Origin of the sequence: Rhodococcus sp. 06-156-4 (assembly GCF_002259345.1) — a bacterium.
Classification (GTDB): Bacteria; Actinomycetota; Actinomycetes; order Mycobacteriales; family Mycobacteriaceae; genus Rhodococcoides; species Rhodococcoides fascians_E.
On the sequence record NZ_NPGB01000018.1, the window covers coordinates 107626 to 126648 of the forward strand.

Genomic DNA, 19023 nt, shown 5'->3' on the forward strand with positions numbered 1-19023 from the left:
CTTTCCGAGTCGACGTCGAAAGAGACGACGAACGCAGCGAAGAATTGTCAGGGACAGTTGCCGAGGTACGTGCAGTCAACAGTCATTTCCGTTCCGAGCGTGGTTCAGCAACTGGGCCCTGGTCGAGTACAGGTCTATCGGTACGGCTATCCGCCTACCCGACCGTTCACAGTTGGTTCGTTGCGCGCTGCGGTCGGGATTGGGTTCGAAAAGAATGCCGAAAAAGGCTCGATGCCGGTTTTCGATACATTCGATGGACTTGGGGATTCATTCGGAGAAATTGGTTGAATTCGATAACCGAGCAGCGCACACATCATCGACGACCCCTCCCGTACGTACACGTCACCGACCGCGCAATTGCGGGAAATTGCGCGCCAACGATCAGTTGCGATCCAGGGACCACAGCGGTCTACAAACATACAATAAGAACCCGCCGGTTTTGTAGCGGATCACTATTGAAGAATCGAGCCTACGTCACGATTCGTTACACGAATCGCGCTCTCGAACAGGCCGACCAGGAATCCTCCGTCCGAATGACAGCTCGACATTCCCGAGAACCGCTCACGGTCGAATATCGGATTCGAAACCCTTTTCCTGCGCGTTTTCGGACTTCGAGTTTGTTCTTCTGCCGATCACTGCGGTGCCGATCACGAACGCCCCGGCCAGCACACACAGCAGATACTCCGGCCACGGACCCACTGCGGTGGCAATCGTCGTATCGGTCCGAAGAGCGACACGTTGAACGAGAACCTCCGGCACGAACAGATCGCTCGCCTGCTCGACGTCGCCCCGCGGCGACACCGTCGCGCTGATTCCGCTCGTTGCGGCGACAACGACGTCGCGGCCGTGCTCGACCGCGCGAACACGGGACATGGCCAACTGCTGGTACGTCATCTCGGTGTCCCCGAAGGTCGCGTTGTTCGTGGGGATCGCGATGAACTGGGCACCCGATCGAACGGACTCGGTCAACGCTCGGTCGAACGCCACCTCGTAACAGGTTGCGATTCCGACTGCCACGCCCGCGGCGTGGACGACACCGTTGCCCGTGCCTGGCACGAAATACCCGGCACGATCGGCATACTCGGAGAACAACCGGAAAAAACTTCGGTAGGGCAAGTACTCACCGAAGGGTTGAATGATCTTCTTGTCGTGTCGTTCACCCGGACCGTCGGCACCGTTCCAGGCGATCACCGAATTGGTGGTAGTCCTGTCGTCGTTGACCAGAACGGAACCGACCAGAATCGGAGCACCGACGGCCTCCGACGCCTCGGTGATCAGTGCCGCCGCGTCCGCGTTTCGCAACGGGTCTATGTCCGACGCATTTTCCGGCCACACGACGATGTCCGGTTCGGCCACTCGGCCCGCCGCCACGTCGTCGGCCAGGCGCAGCGTCTCGCGGACGTGGTTGTCCAACACCGCACGTCGTTGCGCGTTGAAGTCGAGGCCCAACCGAGGAACACTCCCCTGCACGGCCGCCACGGTGATGGATGGTTCGTCCCCGGACGCCTGCGCGGGCGCGAGGGTCGGCAACAGTGCGAGCGCGGCAACGGACGCGACCACGGTGGTAGCGGTGGCTGTTGCCCATCGGCCACGCGAACGTGGCCCGAGGGTGCACGCCACGAGCGCTGCGATTCCGCATCCTGTCAACGCCACACCGAAACTCAGCAGCGGCGCTCCTCCGACACTCGCCAACGGCAGTAGAAACCCGTCCGGCTGGCCGAATGCGAGTCTGCCCCACGGAAAGCCCCCGAACGGAAACGACGACCGCGCCCACTCGACGAGACTCCATGCCAGGGCAATCGACAGTGGCCACCACCGAGACCTCCCGAGGACGGCTGCAAGGACGCCGAAGACACCGATGAACACGGACTCGGCGGCCGCCAGGGCCAACCAGGGCAACGGCCCGACGTACACGCCGATCCAGGGAAGCAGCGGGACGAAGAAGCCGAGGCCCGCCACGAATCCGTACCCGAAGCCTGCTTTCTTCGACGGGCGGTTCGAAGACCCGATACCCGACACGACCCCGACGAGGATCGCGACACCGACCGGGGCGAGGAACCACAGGTGCCGAGGCGGGAAGCTCGCGAACAGCAAGAGACCGGCGACAGCAGCGAGGACGGTGGAAACACCGACGCGCAGGAACGCGCGCGGATCACGCTTCATGGATCACTCGTCCGCGGTGCACCGTGCGCAGGCAACGAGGGCTCGGAGACTGCGGATCGAGGGCGGGCAGCGGGGGTACTCCGGCCCTCGGATCGGTAGACCACCGTGCAACCGAATCGGCGGGTGCGCGCACGACCAGCTCGTCGGCATCCCAGACTGCGTAGCTCGCGGGGGCACCGGGAAGCAACGTACCTGCCAGACCGTCGCGCACACCGCCCGCTCGCCACGCACCTCTGGTGGCAGCCGAGAACGCCGCCCGAGGTGACACCGCGCTTCCTGGAGTGCGGTGTCCGACTGCGTATCGCAGAACGCCCCATGGATCGACCGTCGTCACCGGGGCGTCCGATCCGAATGCAAGGGACACACCTCTCGATGCGAGCGAGGCGAACGGGTTCAGCTCCCGCGCCCGCTCCACGCCGAGTCTGGATGCGTAGAGGGCGTCGTCACCACCCCACAACCCGTCGAAGGCCGGTTGCATGCTGGCGATCACCCCGAGAGACGCAAGAACGTCCGCCTGCGCGTCCGACACCATCTCCAGGTGCTCTATCCGGTGCCCGAGCGCAGCTACCGCCGGACCGCCGAACACCTCGGCGGTCCGGAGCAGCGCCGCGGTGACAGCGCCGACGGCACCGTCCCCGATTGCATGAAATCCCGCCTGGATGCCGGCTTCGGTACACGCGGACAGATGAGCGGCGATGGACTCGACGTCCTGGAAGGCGATGCCGGTGCCGTCATGGTCGGCGTACGGCTCGGTCAGCCACGCCGTGTGGGAGCCGATGGATCCATCGACGAACAGGTCCCCGCCCAGCGCGGCCGCACCCGTCGACGAGAGCAGCTCGCGGGCGTGCTCAGCGCTGGTGGCCAGTTCGCCCCAATAGCCGCGGACCTCGACACCGTGCTGCGTCGCCGACAACTCGGCGAAGTCGGTGGAGCCCGAGATGTCCGGGCCCGCGCACTCGTGAACCGCGCAAATACCCTGGGCTGCAAACAGATCCAGTGCCGCGAGCCGGGCCCGCGTGCGCAGCCGCGGGCCGATCAATGCCCGAGCAGTGGACCGGACCGCGTGATGGGCGTCGGCCGTGACCGGCTCCTGCGGGTCGAACCCCAACTGGGAGCTCGTGATTCCGCTGGCAATCCGAAGGGGCGACGAGCAGGCGGCCGAATGTGCGTCGATCCGCGACAGGTACACGTTTCGGCCGGGCGCAATCGCGTCCAGATCGGCAGTGGTCAGCGCCCCGCCATCGCCCCACGTCGAATCGTCCCAACCTTGTCCCCACACCACATCGTCGGATGTCTGCTCGACGTGCCGCCGGATTCGGTCCAGGCAGTCGGCCCGAGTCGCAGCTCCCGTCAGATCCAGTCCGACGACGGACAACCCGAGTGCCGTCGTGTGCACGTGCGAATCGACGAACGCAGGCGCGACGAATGCGCCTGCGAGATCGATTTCCTCGGCGCCCGGATGCAGGGCTCTGCCCGTGCGATCCTCGCCGGTCCATGTCACGACACCGTCGGTGACGGCCATCGCCGTTGCGTCGGGTGCCGTCGGGCTGTAGATCCGTCCACCGAGGAGCAGTTGGGTACTCACGACAGACCAGTCTGCCCTCAGCGAGTGGGCTTCTGGAAATCCTGAGGCTGAGCTTCGATGATGGCCCCGGACAGCCGCGGGCCCGTCGAATCCGGGACGACCTCGCCGTCGATGACCGTCGGCCGCATCCGCGCCGTGGTCGCGGCGACAGTGGGCATCCACCGCGCTGCGGCGAGCAGGACCAACGGACGCAACGCCCACCTCGTGAACGGCAGCAGGAGCAGGATGCCGAAGAGCGACGTCACCAAGCCGGGCACGAACATCGCCACCGCGCCTATGGCGAACAGCACACCGTCCGCGACTGCGACACCGGGCGCACGCTCACCACGTCCGGCGGCGCGCAAGCCGTCCATCACCCGGCGTCCCTGAGAGCGGACCAGGATCAAGCCGACAGCCGACCCCGCCAGCAACAGCAGCACGGTCCACAGCACACCGATGGCGCTTCCTACTGCGACCAGGGCAGCTACCTCGACGATCACGTAAAGAAGAAAGAGAGCAAACACCGTCGTTCCTTTCGTTGCCTGTAGCGACAACGAACGAAGTGGTCTGGAATACTCCCGACCCCCGAGAGGTCTTCGTTTTTTATCAGGAACCGAGGCGCCCTACGACCCAGGACGAACGAGTCCGGTCTCGTAGGCGAGCACCACAGCCTGCACTCGGTCACGTAGACCGAGCTTCGTGAACATGCGACCGACGTGGGTTTTGACCGTCGCCTCGGACAAACCGAGCCGTTGCGCGATCTCGGCGTTCGACAATCCCGTCGCCAGCAGCTCGAGGACTTCGCGTTCGCGATCGGTCAAAGCGTCGAGCATCGCTGGATCACGCAACGGGGTGGCCTCGTCCGCGACCATTCTCGTCAGCAATCGCTTGGTGACCTTGGGCGAGACGACGGCATCTCCCCCGGCGATGCTGCGGATGGCGGACACCAGATCGTCCGGTGGAGTGTCCTTGAGGAGGAACCCGCTCGCACCGGCGCGGATCGCGCCAAGCACATGCTCGTCCAGATCGAAGGTCGTCATCACCAGCACCCGCGAGTGCGACGCCGAGGACGTGATCTGCTCGGTCGCCTCCACGCCGTCGATGCCGGGCATCCGTACGTCCATCAGAACGACGTCGGGCTGCAGGTCGGCCACCGCCTCCAACGCCGCTTTGCCGTCGGCGGCCTCACCGACGACGTCGATGTCCTCCTGCGCGTCGAGCACCATCGTCAGTCCCATACGCATGAGTTCCTGGTCGTCGACGATGAGAACGGAGATCGGCACCTGCACAACCTATCTTCACTCGAGCGGTAGCTCTGCTCGTACTCGCCACCGACCGTCCGACATCCTGCCCGCGTCCAACGTTCCCTGCAGAACTGCGACCCGCTCCCGCATACCCAGCAAGCCGTTTCCCGTCCCTTCGACGGCGATGGGCGGGGCACCGACACCGCTGTTGAGAATCTCGACGAGCACGTCCTCGTCGCGACGGATCACCGACACCGACGCTTTCGGGGCGTGTCCACCGTGCCGAAGCACGTTCGTCAGCGATTCCTGTACCAGCCGGTGGACACCCAGGCTGATCGCCGGACTGATGTCGTCGAGATTGCCGGTCTGCTCCAGCTCCACGTTCAATCCGGCCCTCGACATCATGTCCACCACCTTCGCGAGGCCGGCGGTGCCGTACATCGGCATGTCATCCGCGTGCGGGTTGGTGCGCAGAAGCGCAACCGTGCGCCGTAGTTCGGCGAGAGCCGCGCGTCCCGTTGCGGAAATGTTCGCCACGGCCTGCTCGGCACGTTCGGGATCCTTCCGGATCGCGTAGGACGCACCGTCCGCCTGGACGACCATCACGCTCACTCCGTGGGCGATCACGTCGTGCAGCTCTCGTGCGATGCGGGTGCGCTCCATCGCCACCGCATCCTCCGCCCGCCGATCACGGTCGTACTCCGCGACGGCGAGCCGTGCCTCGACCGCCTCGTCGTAGGCACGACGTGCGCCGAGGAACTCCGCCGCCAGCCAGGCCAGCGCGTACATCAGCACCGTGAACAGAATCGACGTGAACGGATCCTGATCGAGGAAGACCAACGACACCATCCCGTCGACGGCCACGGCCACGAGGTAGATCGCACCCTCGCGCCGACCGACGTACGCCACCAGCGTGTACAGCATGATCGGAAGCGCGAGCAGCGACGGATGCAGACTGGTAGTGTCCCCCAGCGCATGTCCGGTGAGAACACTCAGGATGGACACGATCAGTACCGCTCCGGACACTGTTCGCGGGTGTCGCCTGCGCCACGCGACCGGAGCCGACACAGCCACGGCGACCAGTACGAACAACGGCCACAGCACATCCGTGGCCGAGCCGATGAACACTATGGCGTCGGTCAGGAACAACGCGCAGGCCAGGAGAGAATCCGCGACGAAGGGCTTGCCCCTGAGCCACAGGCTGAATCTGCGCATGTGATTGAGTTTGCCGTATGACGGCTGCCGACTGGGGATTGCTCATGGTTGCCGCGTTCAGCGCCGGGTGGGTCGATGCCGTCGTCGGAGGCGGCGGCCTCATCCTGCTTCCGGCACTGCTCGTCGTGGCCCCTGGATTGTCCGCACAAGCCGCTTTGGCGACGAACAAGATGACCGCGGTGTTCGGAACGTGCGCAGCCGTCGTCACCTTCGCTCGCAAGATAAAGATCGAATGGCGAGTGATGGCGCCTGCAGGCCTTGCCGCAGCCGTCACGTCGGCATGCGGTGCGGCCGCAGTCTCTCTCATCGACCGCGACCTGTTCATTCCGATCATCATGGTCGTCCTCGTGGGAGTCGCCATCCTGGTGACGGCGCGGCCGACGATCGGCACTGTGGCAGCCCACAATCCACCGAGTCGACGCAAGTTTCTCGTGGTGGTCTTCCTGGCGGCGGGTGCATTCGGCTTCTACGACGGAATCCTCGGACCGGGCACCGGCACGTTCTTCATCATCGCGTTCGCCACCCTGCTCGGTACCGAGTTCGTCCGCAGTGCGGCGATGGCGAAAGTGCTGAACCTCGGTTCCAACGTAGGCGCTTTGGCCTTCTTCGCGATCACTGGCCACGTGCTGTGGCAATTGGGTGCTGCGATGGCCGTGTGCAATGTGATCGGCGCGCTGCTCGGGTCGAGGACCGCACTGTCGAGGGGATCGGGGTTCGTCCGAATCGTGCTGTTGGTGGTCGTGATCGGCATGGTTGTCCGCCTGGGATGGCAACAGTTCGGCTAATCTCCATCCCTGTGACCCTGCCTCCGCACACGCACACGCACACACGCACCGTCGATGCGGATTTTCTCGATCTCCCTCTGAAAGCACTGGCCGGCGCCGCACTGGAGGCGGCGAAGCGAGCCGGGGCATCCCACGCGGACTTCCGAGTCCACCGATTGGTCACCCAGTCGCTGAACATGCGCGACAGCGTCGTCCAATCGGCGGTGGACAGTTCGGAGATCGGTCTCGCGGTCCGTGTCGTCGTCGACGGCACATGGGGGTTCGCGTCCGAATCCGAACTGTCGGAAGCGTCGGCGTCGAAGGCAGCGCAGTCCGCCGTTGCAGTCGCACGGGCACTGCGATCGCTCAACCGCGAATCCGTCGAACTGGCCGACGAACCCGTGTACCGCGACGCGACGTGGGTGTCCCCCTACACCGTCGATCCGTTCTCGGTTCCGACGACGGAGAAGGTCGAGCTCCTCGCCGCGTACTCGGATTCTCTTCACACCGCCGAGGGCATCGACCACGTCACTGCGTCCGTCCTGCAGGTCAAGGAACAGACGTTCTACGCCGATCTCGCCGGCAGCTCGATCACCCAGCAGCGGGTTCGCCTGCACCCACAGTTCGAGGCCACCACCGTCGACCACGAGGCAGGCGTGTTCGAGACGATGCGCACGTTGGCACCTCCCACCAGTCGCGGATGGGAATATCTGGGACCCGGCAGCACCTGGGACTGGTCCGACGAACTGGAGCGGATTCCATACTGGCTGTCGGAGAAAGTGAAGTCTCCGACGGTCACCCCCGGCACTCTGGATCTGGTAGTCGATCCGACCAACCTGTGGCTCACCATCCACGAATCGATCGGCCACGCAACCGAATACGATCGTGCCATCGGGTACGAGGCGGCCTACGCGGGTACGTCGTTCGCCACGCCGGACAAGTTGGGGACGCTGAAATACGGCAGTGCCCACATGCACGTCACTGCGGACCGCACCGAACGGCACGGACTCGCGAGCATCGGATACGACGACGACGGCGTCGCCGCGCAGCAGTGGGACCTGGTCAAGGACGGCGTACTCGTCGGCTACCAGCTCGATCGCGTGTTCGCCCCTCGACTCGGCCTGCCTCGTTCCAACGGCTGCTCGTACGCCGACTCACCCCACCACGTACCGATCCAGCGCATGGCCAACGTGTCGCTTCGACCGGACCCCGACACCGACCGTACCGTCGACGATCTGGTGGCCGAAGTCGAGGACGGCATCTACATCGTCGGCGACAAGTCCTGGTCCATCGACATGCAGCGGTACAACTTCCAGTTCACCGGCCAACGCTTCTTCAGGATCAGGAACGGCCGGCTCGACGGCCAGGTTCGCGACGTCGCGTATCAGGCGACGACAACCGATTTCTGGGGTTCGATGGACCTCGTCGGCGGCAAGTCCACGAGGCGGCTCGGTGGTGCGTTCAACTGCGGCAAGGCACAACCCGGGCAGGTCGCGGCGGTCAGCCACGGATGCCCGGCTGCACTGTTCCGCGGTGTCAACGTGCTCAACACTCGATCGGAGGCGGGCCGATGATCGCCGGACACGAGGTGATCGAACGTGCACTGTCCGCGGCGACGGTCGACGAGACGATCGTGATCGTCACCGATTCCAGCGAGGCCTCGCTCCGCTGGGCCGGCAACTCGATGACCACCAACGGCATCTCGACGCTTCGACGCTGGACGGTGATGTCGATCGTCCGCACCGACGCAGGGGCACGCGCCGCGACCGTGTCCTCCACGTCGGTGGACCCCGCGGACATCGCGGGCGTCGTCGCCGCAGCGGAACGAGCAGCGCGCGCGGCCGGTGTCGCCGAGGATGCGATGCCGCTTCTGACGGGCACCAGCGTGCCGGACGGCTGGGAGGCACCGTCGCAGCGAACGAACATCGACGTGTTCGGTTCGCTCACCGGTGGCCTGTCGTCGGGGTTCGACGGCACCGACCAGCTCTACGGATTCGCACACCACCAGGTGGAGACGGTGTGGCTGGGAAGTTCGACCGGGATCCGCAAGCGATACACCCAACCGACAGGATCGGTGGAGATCAACGGCAAACGCGGTGACGCCAGCGCGTGGGTCGGCACCGGGACCACGCGGTTCGACGACGTCGCGGTGGACTCACTGCTGGCCGATCTGTCCACGCGCCTGGACTGGGCCGACACACGCGTCGACCTCCCGGCAGGACGGTACGAGACGATACTGCCTCCGTCGGCAGTCGCCGATCTGATGATCTATCTCATGTGGACGATGGAGGGTCGGGGCGCCCAGGAAGGACGCACCGCATTGTCGCGCGCCGGTGGAACTCGCATCGGAGAGAAACTCGGCACTCTCGACCTGACATTGTTCTCCGATCCCGCGGCACCCGGCCTCGAGTACTCGCCGTTTCTGGCGACGGGATCGTCCAACGACTCGGTGTCACTGTTCGACAACGGGCTGCCGACCTCACGCGTCGACTGGATCGCCGACGGCGTGATCAATGCCCTCTCCTATCCCCGCTTCGCAGCCGAGGAGTACGCGACTCCCGTGACCGCGCCCGGGGACAACCTGATCCTCACCGGTGGCGACACGTCCATCGAGGACATGATCGCCGGGACCGAACGTGGTCTGCTTTTGACCACGCTGTGGTACATCCGCGAGGTCGATCCCGCGACGCTGCTGCTGACCGGCTTGACACGAGACGGCGTCTACCTGGTCGAGGACGGCGAGGTCGTCGGATCGACGAACAACTTCCGTTTCAACGAAAGCCCGCTCGACCTGCTCCGACGAGCAAGCCAAGCGGGCATCAGTTCGCCGACACTACCTCGGGAATGGAAGGACTGGTTCACGCGAACAGCGATGCCGCCGTTGCGCATTCCGGACTTTCACATGTCCTCGGTCAGCGCGGCCCAGTAGTCGTCGACACCTACTCGGCCGGTCCCGACACCTCGAGTGCGATGTTGTCGGGGTCGCGGAACTCGAGGATCGCGAGGCCGGGGCCTCCGCTCTTGATTCCCTCGTGCGCGATACCCAATCGGTCGAGAGTGTCCACCGCATCCTGCAGCGCCTGCCGACTGTCCACGCCGAAACTCAGGTGATCGAGCCCCGCACGGTCCGCGTCGAAGTTGTCGTCGTCCGGTGCGACCGGACGGAGACCGAACAATCCGCCGGGGAACTGGTAGATGACTCCACCGAACAGAAACCACAGGGATTTCTTGGTCTCCTCGTCGGCATTCGGGTCGTACTCGAACGCCACATCGAAACCGAACACGTCGTCGTAGAACTTTCGCGACACGTCGATGTCGCTGACCGTGAGCCGGACATGATGGAAATCCGTAGCTGCAATCGGCACGGTGCTTCTCCGCTCTGGTGGTCTCTGCCACCCGTTGTTGGTCCTCTATCCGACACCGCCCTGCCTGTCGTCCGCAGGCCGCCGACGTACATGTACCCACTTGCGCATATCGGAATCAGACCGAACGGGATCAGGTGACACCGCGTCACGCGGACCCGTCGTACACCTGAACTCCGCCCAGATAGGTCGCGAGAACGTCCAGGTCCGCGATGGTCTCCGGTGGGACGTCACGGGGGTCGGCGGACAGAACGACGAAGTCCGCGTACTTGCCGACCTCGATCGATCCGATGACGTCGTCGGAGAACAACTGCCAGGCGGCATCGATGGTCTGCGCGCGGATGGCCTGATCGACCGTCAGGCACTCTTCCGGGGCGGACACCGATCCGCTGGGCGTCGTTCTGGTCACCGCCACGGCGATGTTGCGCAGCGGTTCCTCGGGTGTGACCGGCGGGTCGTTGTGCAGCGAAATCCTCATGCCTGCTGCGACGGCAGACCCGGCAGGCATCCAACGGCTACCGTGCTCGGGACCGAACAGTCCGTCCACCAGGACGTCTCCCCAGTAGTGGATCTGATCGACGAACAGACTGCACGTGACACCGAGAGCCACAGCACGCCTCAACTGATCCTGCCGGATCGCGCCGACGTGTTCGAGCCGAAGCCGGTGATCGGAACGAGGATGATGGCGAAGCACACTGTCGTAGACATCGAGAATCGTGTCGATCCCGTTGTCTCCCATCACGTGACACGCGATCGGCCAGCCGCGCGGGAAGTAGGCGTCGACGATCTCGGTCAGTTGTTCGTGGGTGTAGTTGGCGTGTCCGCAGGACCCGGGTTCGACGCCGATGCTGCGGGTCGCGTCGGTGTCCAGGTACGGGAACGACAGATCTATGTTGCCGATCCACGGCGAGCCGTCCACCCAGATCTTGATTCCGGTGTGCCTGATCATGTCGTCCCCAGCCCCGGGATCGGTGCTCGCCGTCATCGCCGGACTCGACATCTCGTAGGTCCGGAGCCGGACGGTCAACGCTCCGGACTCCTCGAACCCGGCCACCAGCGGCCCGAATTTCGGGTCGTACGCCATCTCGGAACACGTCGTCAGGCCGGCACGGTTCAGCCGTGCACATTCAGCGGCAAGCATGGCCGGATAACCCCCTGCGGTCATCGCACCCGCGACGAGCGGAAACACCGCTCCGGTTTCCCGCGCGGTCCCGTCCAGCTCGCCGTCGACGTCTCGGCCGTACGCCGCGCCTTTGGGGTCGGGGGTGTCTCGATCCAGACCCAGGCTCCGTGCTGCTGCCGAATTGAAGAACGCGAGATGCCCGGAATTGTGCAGAACGACCAGGGGTGTTGCCGGCGCGATCGAGTCCAGCCAGTCCAGTGTCGGATCGGGAAGTCCGTGCTGCAACAGTCCATCCCAGCCGCTGAGGAACGCTCCGTCGTCACCGCGTCTGGCGACTTCGCTCCGTATCGCGTCCAGGATTTGCGCCGGATCGGTCATCGTCACCGGGCGGATGTCGACCATCCGATCCGAGAGCACCAACGCTTCCATGAGCGGATGACCGTGGGCCTCGACGAGCCCCGGCAGCACGCATCCGTCGCCGACGTCGATCACCCGGGTGGCGGGACCGACGAGAGGTTCTGTTTCGGCCCGAGAGCCGACGGCCACGATTCGGCCGCCTCTCACACCGACGGCTTCGGCGGTGGGAAAGGATGGATCGACCGTCAGAATGCGGCCGAGAAGTACCAGGTCTGCGTCACCGAAGTCCGACATGAGCGCCAGTATGGCGCCCGGCGCGGGCAATCACCGCCGGATTCGAAGCGACTACGCGCCGTGACCGCCGGATCTCACCCGATCATGATGGGACGACGGAAATGCCGACCGTCCCCGATTTGCCACGACGCAGTGAACTGCCCTTCACCGTCAGCCATCCGAGGATGCCGTACTTCGACGCGATCGCCGCACGTGCCTGCTCGGTACCTGCCGCATCGAGGATCTCGGCGACGCCGTCCACCGCCGCGCCTTCGACCTTGCCACGCGCAGTGCACGGCGCAACCGTCACCTTCGCGTTTCGCTTGATCCGCTTGACCTTCCACGAGTCCGTCGTCGTCCACACCAGCAGCCGGTCGCCGTCGCGCGCCCCCCACAGCGGCGTCGCGACGGGCGTGCCGTCCTTCTTGAACGTGGTGAGCGAAACGTACTTGCCGTCGGCGATCTCCTGGAACGTGGCCATGCCGATCAGGATACGGCTATTCGCCCTCGAGGTCGCCTTCCGTTTCCAGGTAGACCTGGCGCAACCCATCGAGGATGTGCTGGTCCGGTTCCGCCCACATCTTGCGTTCGACGGCCTCGAGCAGCCTTTCGGCGATGCCGTGCAGCGCCCACGGGTTGGACTGCTGCATGAACTTCTGATTCTGCTCGTCCAACACGTACGTCTCGGCCAGCTTCTCGTACATCCAGTCCGCGACGACGTCGGTGGTGGCGTCGTACCCGAACAGATAATCGACGGTCGCCGCCATTTCGAATGCGCCCTTGTATCCGTGCCGACGCATCGCCTCCAGCCACCGCGGGTTGACGACGCGTGCACGGAACACGCGTGCGGTCTCCTCCGACAACGTGCGGGTCCGCACCGACTCCGGTCGCGTGCTGTCGCCGATGTATGCCTCGGGCGACTTCCCCGTCAGAGCGCGGACGGTGGCGACCATGCCGCCGTGGTACTGGAAGTAGTCGTCGGAATCGGCGATGTCGTGCTCACGCGTGTCGGTGTTCTTGGCAGCCACGGCAATTCGTTTGTACGCCGTGCGCATGTCGTCCGACGCAGGAACGCCGTCGAGTCCGCGTCCGTACGCGAACCCACCCCAGGTCGTGTAGACCTGGGCCAGATCCTCGTCGCTCCGCCACGTCTTGCTGTCGATCAGCTGAAGCAGACCCGCACCGTAGGTGCCCGGCTTCGAACCGAAAATGCGCGTCGTGGAACGACGTTCGTCACCGTGCTCGGCGAGGTCCGCCTGCGCGTGCGCACGCACGTAGTTCTGCTCCGCCGGCTCGTCCAACGCAGCTACCAGACGAACCGCGTCGTCGAGCAACGCCAGAACGTGTGGGAAGGCGTCACGGAAGAACCCACTGATGCGAACGGTCACGTCGATGCGCGGCCTACCGAGTTCTTCGAGGTCGATGACCGCAAGCGTGGTGACACGGCGCGACGCTTCGTCCCACACCGGCGACACACCGAGGAGCGCGAAGACCTCGGCCACATCGTCTCCCGACGTGCGCATCGCCGACGTGCCCCACACCGACAACCCGACCGATTTCGGCCACTCGCCGTGATCCTTCCGGTACCGAGCCAGCAGCGACTCCGCCATCGCCTGCCCGGTTTCCCAGGCCAGCTTCGACGGCACGGCCTTGGGGTCGACCGAATAGAAGTTGCGCCCGGTGGGGAGCACGTTGATCAAGCCGCGCAACGGCGAACCGCTGGGGCCCGCAGGGATGAATCCACCGTCGAGGGCGTGCAGAACCTGCTCGATCTCGCGCGAGGTACCGCGCAGACGCGGGACCACCTCGGCCGCGGCGAACTTCAGAATCTCGGCAACGGTGGGGCCGTGGTCCCCGGCGACTTCCTCGGCTCGGGACGGATCCCACTGCGTGAGCTGCATCGCCGAAACCAGACCGTGAGCGATCGACTCGACCTCGTCGACTCGGACGCGCTCCTCGTCGCCGTCCTCACTGAGCCCGAGAGCCTCGCGCAAGCCGGGAACCGACTGCTCGCCGCCCCACATCTGACGAGCCCGGAGCATCGCCAGAACGAGCTCGACCTCGGCGTCGCCGACGGGTTCGGACCCCAGCACGTGGAGACCGTCACGGATCTGTACGTCCTTGATCTCGCACAGCCAACCATCGACGTGCAGAAGCATGTCGTCGAACACTTCTTCGTCGGGCCGTTCCTCGAGCCCCAGATCGTGGTGCATCTGAGCAGCCGTCATGAGCGTCCAGATCTGCTGGCGGATAGCAGGCAGCTTCGCTGGATCGAGCGCCGAGATGTTCGCGTGCTCGTCGAGCAGTTGCTCGAGACGTGAGATGTCGCCGTAGCTCTCCGCGCGCGCCATCGGAGGAATCAGATGGTCGACGAGAGTCGCGTGTGCGCGCCGCTTCGCCTGGGTGCCCTCGCCCGGATCGTTGACGAGGAACGGATAGATGAGCGGCAGGTCACCGAGAGCTGCGTCGGTTCCACACGAGGCGGACATGCCGAGAGTCTTACCCGGCAGCCATTCGAGGTTGCCGTGCTTGCCGAGGTGCACCATCGCGTCGGCTCCGAAACCGCCGTTCTCCGCGGACGCCTGAATCCAGCGATACGCCGCCAGATAGTGGTGGCTCGGAGGCAGATCCGGGTCGTGGTAGATCGCGACCGGCTTCTCGCCGAATCCACGCGGCGGCTGAACCATGATGACGACGTTGCCGAACTGCATTGCGGCGATGACGATCTCGCCTTCGGGATCGACCGACCGGTCCACGTACATATCGCCCGGAGCGGGACCCCAATGTTCCTCGACTGCCGACGTGAGATCCTCGGGTAGTTCCTCGAACCAGTTCCGGTACTGCGCGGCCGAGATACGGATGGGGTTGCCCTCGAGCTGCTCGGAGGTGAGCCAGTCCGGATCCTGACCGCCGCGCGCGATCAGCGCGTGGATCAGAGCGTCACCGTCACGCGCTGCGAGACCCGGAATGGCGTCGGGACCGTCCAGCGGACCCAGATCGTAACCTGCGGTGCGCATCTCGGACATCAAGGCGATCGCACTGGCCGGAGTGTCGAGGCCGACGGCATTGCCGATCCGGGCGTGCTTGGTCGGGTACGCCGAGAACATCAGCGCGATCCGCCGGTCCGCCGCCGGAATGTGCCGAAGCCGTGCGTGACGTACGGCGATACCCGCGACGCGCGCCGCTCGTTCGTGATCGGGAACGTACGTGGTGAGTCCGTCCTCGTCGATCTCCTTGAACGAGAACGGAACGGTGATGAGTCGGCCGTCGAACTCGGGAACGGCCACCTGGGTGGCGACGTCGAGCGGCGAAAGGCCGTCGTCGTTCTCCTCCCACGTCGCGCGACTGCTCGTCAGACACAGTCCTTGCAGAATGGGAACGTCGAGGGCGGCGAGTTCGGCGACGTCCCACGCCTCGTCGTCTCCGCCTGCCGACGCACCTGCGGGTTTGGTGCCCCCGGCCGCCAACACGGTCACGATCATCGCGTCGGCGCACTTGAGAGTGTCGAGCAGCGCGGGTTCGGCGGTGCGCAACGACGCGCAGAAGATGGGAAGCGCGCGGGCACCCTTGGCTTCGACGGCTGCGCTCAGAGCTTCGATGTACGCCGTGTTCCCGGCGAGATGCTGGGCGCGGTAGTACAGAATCGCAACGACAGGAGCGGAGCCTGCGGAGTGACCGGACAAGGCAGGAGCGGAGCCTGCGGAGTGACCAGTAGAGACAGGACCTGAATTTGTGTCGTGGGTGGATTGCCGGTCGAGGGTGCCCCAGGTGGGGGTGTGCATCGGCGCCGCGAATCCGTGTCCGGTCAGCAGCACGGTGTCGGAGAGGAATGCGAAGAGCTGGGCGAGGTTGTCAGGCCCGCCTTCGGCGAGGTAGTTGTGGGCCTGCGCGGCGACGTTGCCGGGAACGGTGGACAGTTCCATGAGTTCGGCGTCGGGTGCCTGTTCTCCGCCGAGAACGACGACGGGGAGTCCGGTCGCGAGGACTGCGTCCACGCCTTCTTCCCACGATCTCTTCGATCCGAGGATGCGGAGCACGATCAGATCGGCGCCGTCGGCCAGGGACGGGACGTCGGCGGCGAGGAGCCGCGAGGGGTTGCCCCACCGATAGTCGGCACCGCTGGCGCGCGCGGACAGCAGATCGGTATCCGAGGTGGACAGCAGCAAGATCACGGGTAACACCCTCCTGGGGTTTTCGCGCCCCTGGTCGTTCTACGTGGCGGCTTCGGAGAGGGTCTGGCTGTGACAGTGGCGCGACCGCACCGGACTTGCACCGGATTTCCTCTCGGCCGAAGCCTTCTGGTGGGGAATGCTACCCAAGTGAATCCGCTGCCGTGTCCACCCGTTCGCTCGTAGCATCGACGGATGGATGCTCGGGACATACGCAGCGCGTACCTGCAGTTCTTCGCCGACCGTGGCCATCGGCCGATCGAACGAGCGTCGCTGGTGCCCGTGGGCGATCCGACGACCCTGTTCAACGGCAGCGGTATGCAGCAGCTACTCCCCTATCTACTGGGTGCCGAACACCCCGAGGGGACGCGTCTGACCGACAGTCAGCCGTGCGTTCGCGTACAGGACATCGAGGAGGTCGGCGACAACCGGCACACGACGTTCTTCGAGATGCTCGGAAACTGGAGTCTGGGCGACTACTTCAAGGATCAGCAGATTCCGTGGTTCTGGGAGTTCCTCACCGGTGTCGTCGGTCTCGATCCCGCCCGGATCTTCGTGTCGTGTTTTGCCGGCGACGAGCGGTATTCGATACCGAAGGACACCGAGAGCGCCGACGTATGGGCGTCGATGTTCGCCACAGCGGGCATCGACGCGGACCGTGTCGATCTCGGTACGGAGGAACACGGCGGCCGAGTCGGTAGCAACGGGGCCAGGATCGCGTTCTACGGCGCGAAGAACTGGTGGTGCCGCGCGGGCTCGGCCGATGCGATGCCGGTCGGGGAACCCGGCGGTCCGGATTCCGAGGTGTTCTACCTCTATCCCCACGTTCCTCACGACACGGCGTACGGCGAGTTCTGCCACCAGAACTGCGATTGCGGGCGCTACATCGAACTCGGCAACTCGGTGTTCATGCAGTACGTGCGGACCGCAGACGGATTCGGCACGCTGCCGCGGCGCAACGTCGATTACGGAGGCGGACTCGAACGCATAGCGGCCGCGGCGATCGACAGTCCCGACGTGTTCCGCAGCTCGCTGCTGTGGCCGATAGTCGAACAGTTGGAAGCTCTGACCGGTGCGACGTACGCCTCGCACACCGCGGCCATGCGGGTGGTGGCCGATCACCTGCGCGGTGCGGTGTTTCTCGCGGTGGACGGAGTGCGTCCCGGCAACAAGGAACAGGGGTACGTGATGCGCCGGTTGATTCGGCGCGCCGTTCGATTCGCGTTCGACCTCGGCGTGGAGCAGAACTTCGTGCAGGACGTGGTCCCGACGATCGCCGGGTTGTACCGCAGTGCGTATCCCGAGGTGGACCGGCTGCACGACGAAGTCGTCGCCGTCCTCGTCAAGGAGGAGAAGGTCTTTCGGCAGACTTTGCGGCGGGGGCTGCGAGAGCTGGCCAGAATGGCCGACGGACCCATCACCGGGGACGAACTGTTCGTCCTCTACGACACCTACGGGTTTCCGGTCGAGCTCAGCGTCGAGGAAGCCAGAACGCGTGGGCTCACCGTCAGTGCCCGGTGGCGTACGGAGTTCGACGCGAAGATGCGCGAGCAGCGCGAACGCTCCCGCGCCGCCAACAAGATGCACTTGTAGCCTGAAGAAGTGAGTTCGACCGATCCCCGAGCCGTCCCGGACAAGTGCCCGGGCGCCCTGTCCATGCACCAGGCTGCCGACGGCTCGCTGGCTCGCGTGCGTCTACCGGGCGGAGTGGTCACTCCGGCGCAGATGCTCGTTCTCTCCGGCGCTGCGACCGAGCTGGGCAACGGTTCGATGGAGTTGACGTCGAGAGGCAATGTTCAATTTCGCGCTGTGTCCGACGGAGACGAGCTTGCACGTCGGCTGTCCGACGCAGGCCTGTTGCCGTCACCGACGCACGAACGAGTACGCAACATCCTCGCATCGCCACTGACCGGTCGAGTCGGGGGAATCGCAGACGTACGCGACTCGATCGGCCGACTCGACGCCGCCCTGTGTGCGCGGCCGGCACTGGCCGAACTTCCGGGCCGCACACTGTTCGCGCTGGACGACGGCCGAGGCGACGTTCTGACGGCGCGCCCGGATTTCGCGGCAACGGCCGTATCCCCCGAACATCACCTTTCCGACGATCCAGCGGACGAGAGGACTCGGTACGCGCTGGTTCTTGCGGGTCGGGACACGGGTGTTCGCATTGCCGAAAGCGATGTCGTCGACGTACTGCTGGCGTCCGCTCAGGCGTTCGTGGACCTGCGAACCTCCGAATGGCGGCTGAGCGAGCTCTACGACGGACCCGAACGAGTGCTTGCGGCCCTCGGCTCGACTCCGACCACGGAGAGCCGCCTCGAGGTGGGGACGTCGTCGACTCCCCCCGTCGGCTGGCTACCGCAGAACGACGGCCGGGTAGCTCTCGGCGGAGTGCTCGCCCTCGGTCTGTTGGACGGCCGACTCGCCGAGTTCCTGGCGGCGATCGACAGACCGTTGGTGCTCACCCCGTGGCGCAGCGTGGTGGTGTGCGATCTGGACGAGGACGTGGCCGACACCGTGGTGCGTGTTCTCGCACCCATGGGTCTGATCTTCGACGAGAACTCACCCTGGATCGACGCCAGTGCCTGCACCGGCTCCCCCGGGTGCGAGAAGTCGAATGCCGACGTACGCGCAGATCTCACCGACGCGATCGGCGCAGGCACGGTCCTTCGCGGACGCCGACAGCACTGGTCCGGATGCGACCGCCGGTGCGGGGCGCCGAAGGGAGATGTACTGAACGTCGTCGCCGGACCGACCGGATACCGGGTGTCCTGACCGCTCACCGGCCT

General features: G+C 65.3%; 14 protein-coding genes. 5 read left to right on the forward strand and 9 right to left on the reverse strand.

The window, feature by feature from the left end; genetic code table 11:
* Positions 1-561 precede the first annotated feature (561 nt).
* The 5 genes from lnt to CH290_RS11315 all read right to left on the reverse strand — a co-directional run bounded on the left by lnt (position 562) and on the right by CH290_RS11315 (position 6186).
* Entirely contained in the window at positions 562-2163 is a 1602-nt protein-coding gene (gene lnt, locus CH290_RS11295; RefSeq protein WP_033189725.1) for an apolipoprotein N-acyltransferase, read from the reverse strand.
* Positions 2153-3748 carry an amidohydrolase gene (locus CH290_RS11300; RefSeq protein ID WP_033189724.1) on the reverse strand — a complete coding sequence of 532 codons (1596 nt, stop codon included), beginning with the start codon at positions 3746-3748 and terminating at the stop codon, positions 2153-2155. The genes lnt and CH290_RS11300 overlap by 11 nt, the downstream gene beginning before the upstream one ends.
* A gap of 17 nt (positions 3749-3765) precedes the next feature.
* Complete coding sequence (locus CH290_RS11305) at positions 3766-4251, reverse strand: FxsA family protein (RefSeq protein WP_179275334.1); 486 nt, start codon at positions 4249-4251, stop codon at positions 3766-3768.
* 99 nt (positions 4252-4350) lie between these two features.
* Complete coding sequence (locus tag CH290_RS11310; RefSeq protein WP_027498505.1) at positions 4351-5010, reverse strand: response regulator; 660 nt, start codon at positions 5008-5010, stop codon at positions 4351-4353.
* A gap of 15 nt (positions 5011-5025) precedes the next feature.
* Entirely contained in the window at positions 5026-6186 is a 1161-nt protein-coding gene (locus CH290_RS11315) for a sensor histidine kinase (protein WP_020110050.1), read from the reverse strand.
* Positions 6187-6203: 17 nt separating this feature from the next.
* Here CH290_RS11315 and CH290_RS11320 point away from each other — a divergent pair, with 17 nt between their 5' ends.
* The 3 genes from CH290_RS11320 to CH290_RS11330 are packed head-to-tail and all read left to right on the forward strand — an operon-like array spanning position 6204 to position 9879.
* Complete coding sequence (locus CH290_RS11320) at positions 6204-6971, forward strand: TSUP family transporter (protein ID WP_020110051.1); 768 nt, start codon at positions 6204-6206, stop codon at positions 6969-6971.
* A complete protein-coding gene (locus CH290_RS11325; RefSeq protein WP_371828591.1) occupies positions 6953-8524 on the forward strand; it encodes a TldD/PmbA family protein in 1572 nt (523 codons plus the stop codon). The genes CH290_RS11320 and CH290_RS11325 overlap by 19 nt, the downstream gene beginning before the upstream one ends.
* The gene (locus CH290_RS11330) at positions 8521-9879 is read left to right on the forward strand and encodes a metallopeptidase TldD-related protein (RefSeq protein ID WP_033189722.1); all 1359 of its coding nucleotides are present in this window, start codon (positions 8521-8523) and stop codon (positions 9877-9879) included. The genes CH290_RS11325 and CH290_RS11330 overlap by 4 nt, the downstream gene beginning before the upstream one ends.
* 10 nt (positions 9880-9889) lie before the next feature.
* Here CH290_RS11330 and CH290_RS11335 read toward each other — a convergent pair whose 3' ends face one another.
* The 4 genes from CH290_RS11335 to cobN all read right to left on the reverse strand — a co-directional run bounded on the left by CH290_RS11335 (position 9890) and on the right by cobN (position 16237).
* Positions 9890-10315 (reverse strand): VOC family protein, encoded by a 426-nt coding sequence (locus CH290_RS11335; RefSeq protein WP_019666244.1) that lies wholly within the window; start codon positions 10313-10315, stop codon positions 9890-9892.
* Between the two features lie 145 nt (positions 10316-10460).
* Positions 10461-12086: an amidohydrolase gene (locus tag CH290_RS11340; RefSeq protein WP_033189754.1), complete on the reverse strand. Its 1626-nt coding sequence runs from the start codon at positions 12084-12086 to the stop codon at positions 10461-10463.
* A gap of 82 nt (positions 12087-12168) precedes the next feature.
* Positions 12169-12546 carry a PPOX class F420-dependent oxidoreductase gene (locus tag CH290_RS11345; RefSeq protein ID WP_020110055.1) on the reverse strand — a complete coding sequence of 126 codons (378 nt, stop codon included), beginning with the start codon at positions 12544-12546 and terminating at the stop codon, positions 12169-12171.
* 16 nt (positions 12547-12562) lie between these two features.
* Positions 12563-16237, reverse strand: a complete 3675-nt coding sequence (gene cobN / locus CH290_RS11350) for a cobaltochelatase subunit CobN (RefSeq protein WP_033189721.1) — start codon at positions 16235-16237, stop codon at positions 12563-12565.
* A gap of 192 nt (positions 16238-16429) precedes the next feature.
* On the opposite strand from cobN, the gene CH290_RS11355 reads away from it, so the two are divergent.
* Both CH290_RS11355 and cobG read left to right on the forward strand, forming a co-directional pair.
* Positions 16430-17827 (forward strand): alanine--tRNA ligase-related protein, encoded by a 1398-nt coding sequence (locus CH290_RS11355; RefSeq protein WP_033189720.1) that lies wholly within the window; start codon positions 16430-16432, stop codon positions 17825-17827.
* A gap of 9 nt (positions 17828-17836) precedes the next feature.
* Entirely contained in the window at positions 17837-19009 is a 1173-nt protein-coding gene (gene cobG, locus CH290_RS11360) for a precorrin-3B synthase (RefSeq protein WP_026347978.1), read from the forward strand.
* Positions 19010-19023: the final 14 nt, after the last annotated feature.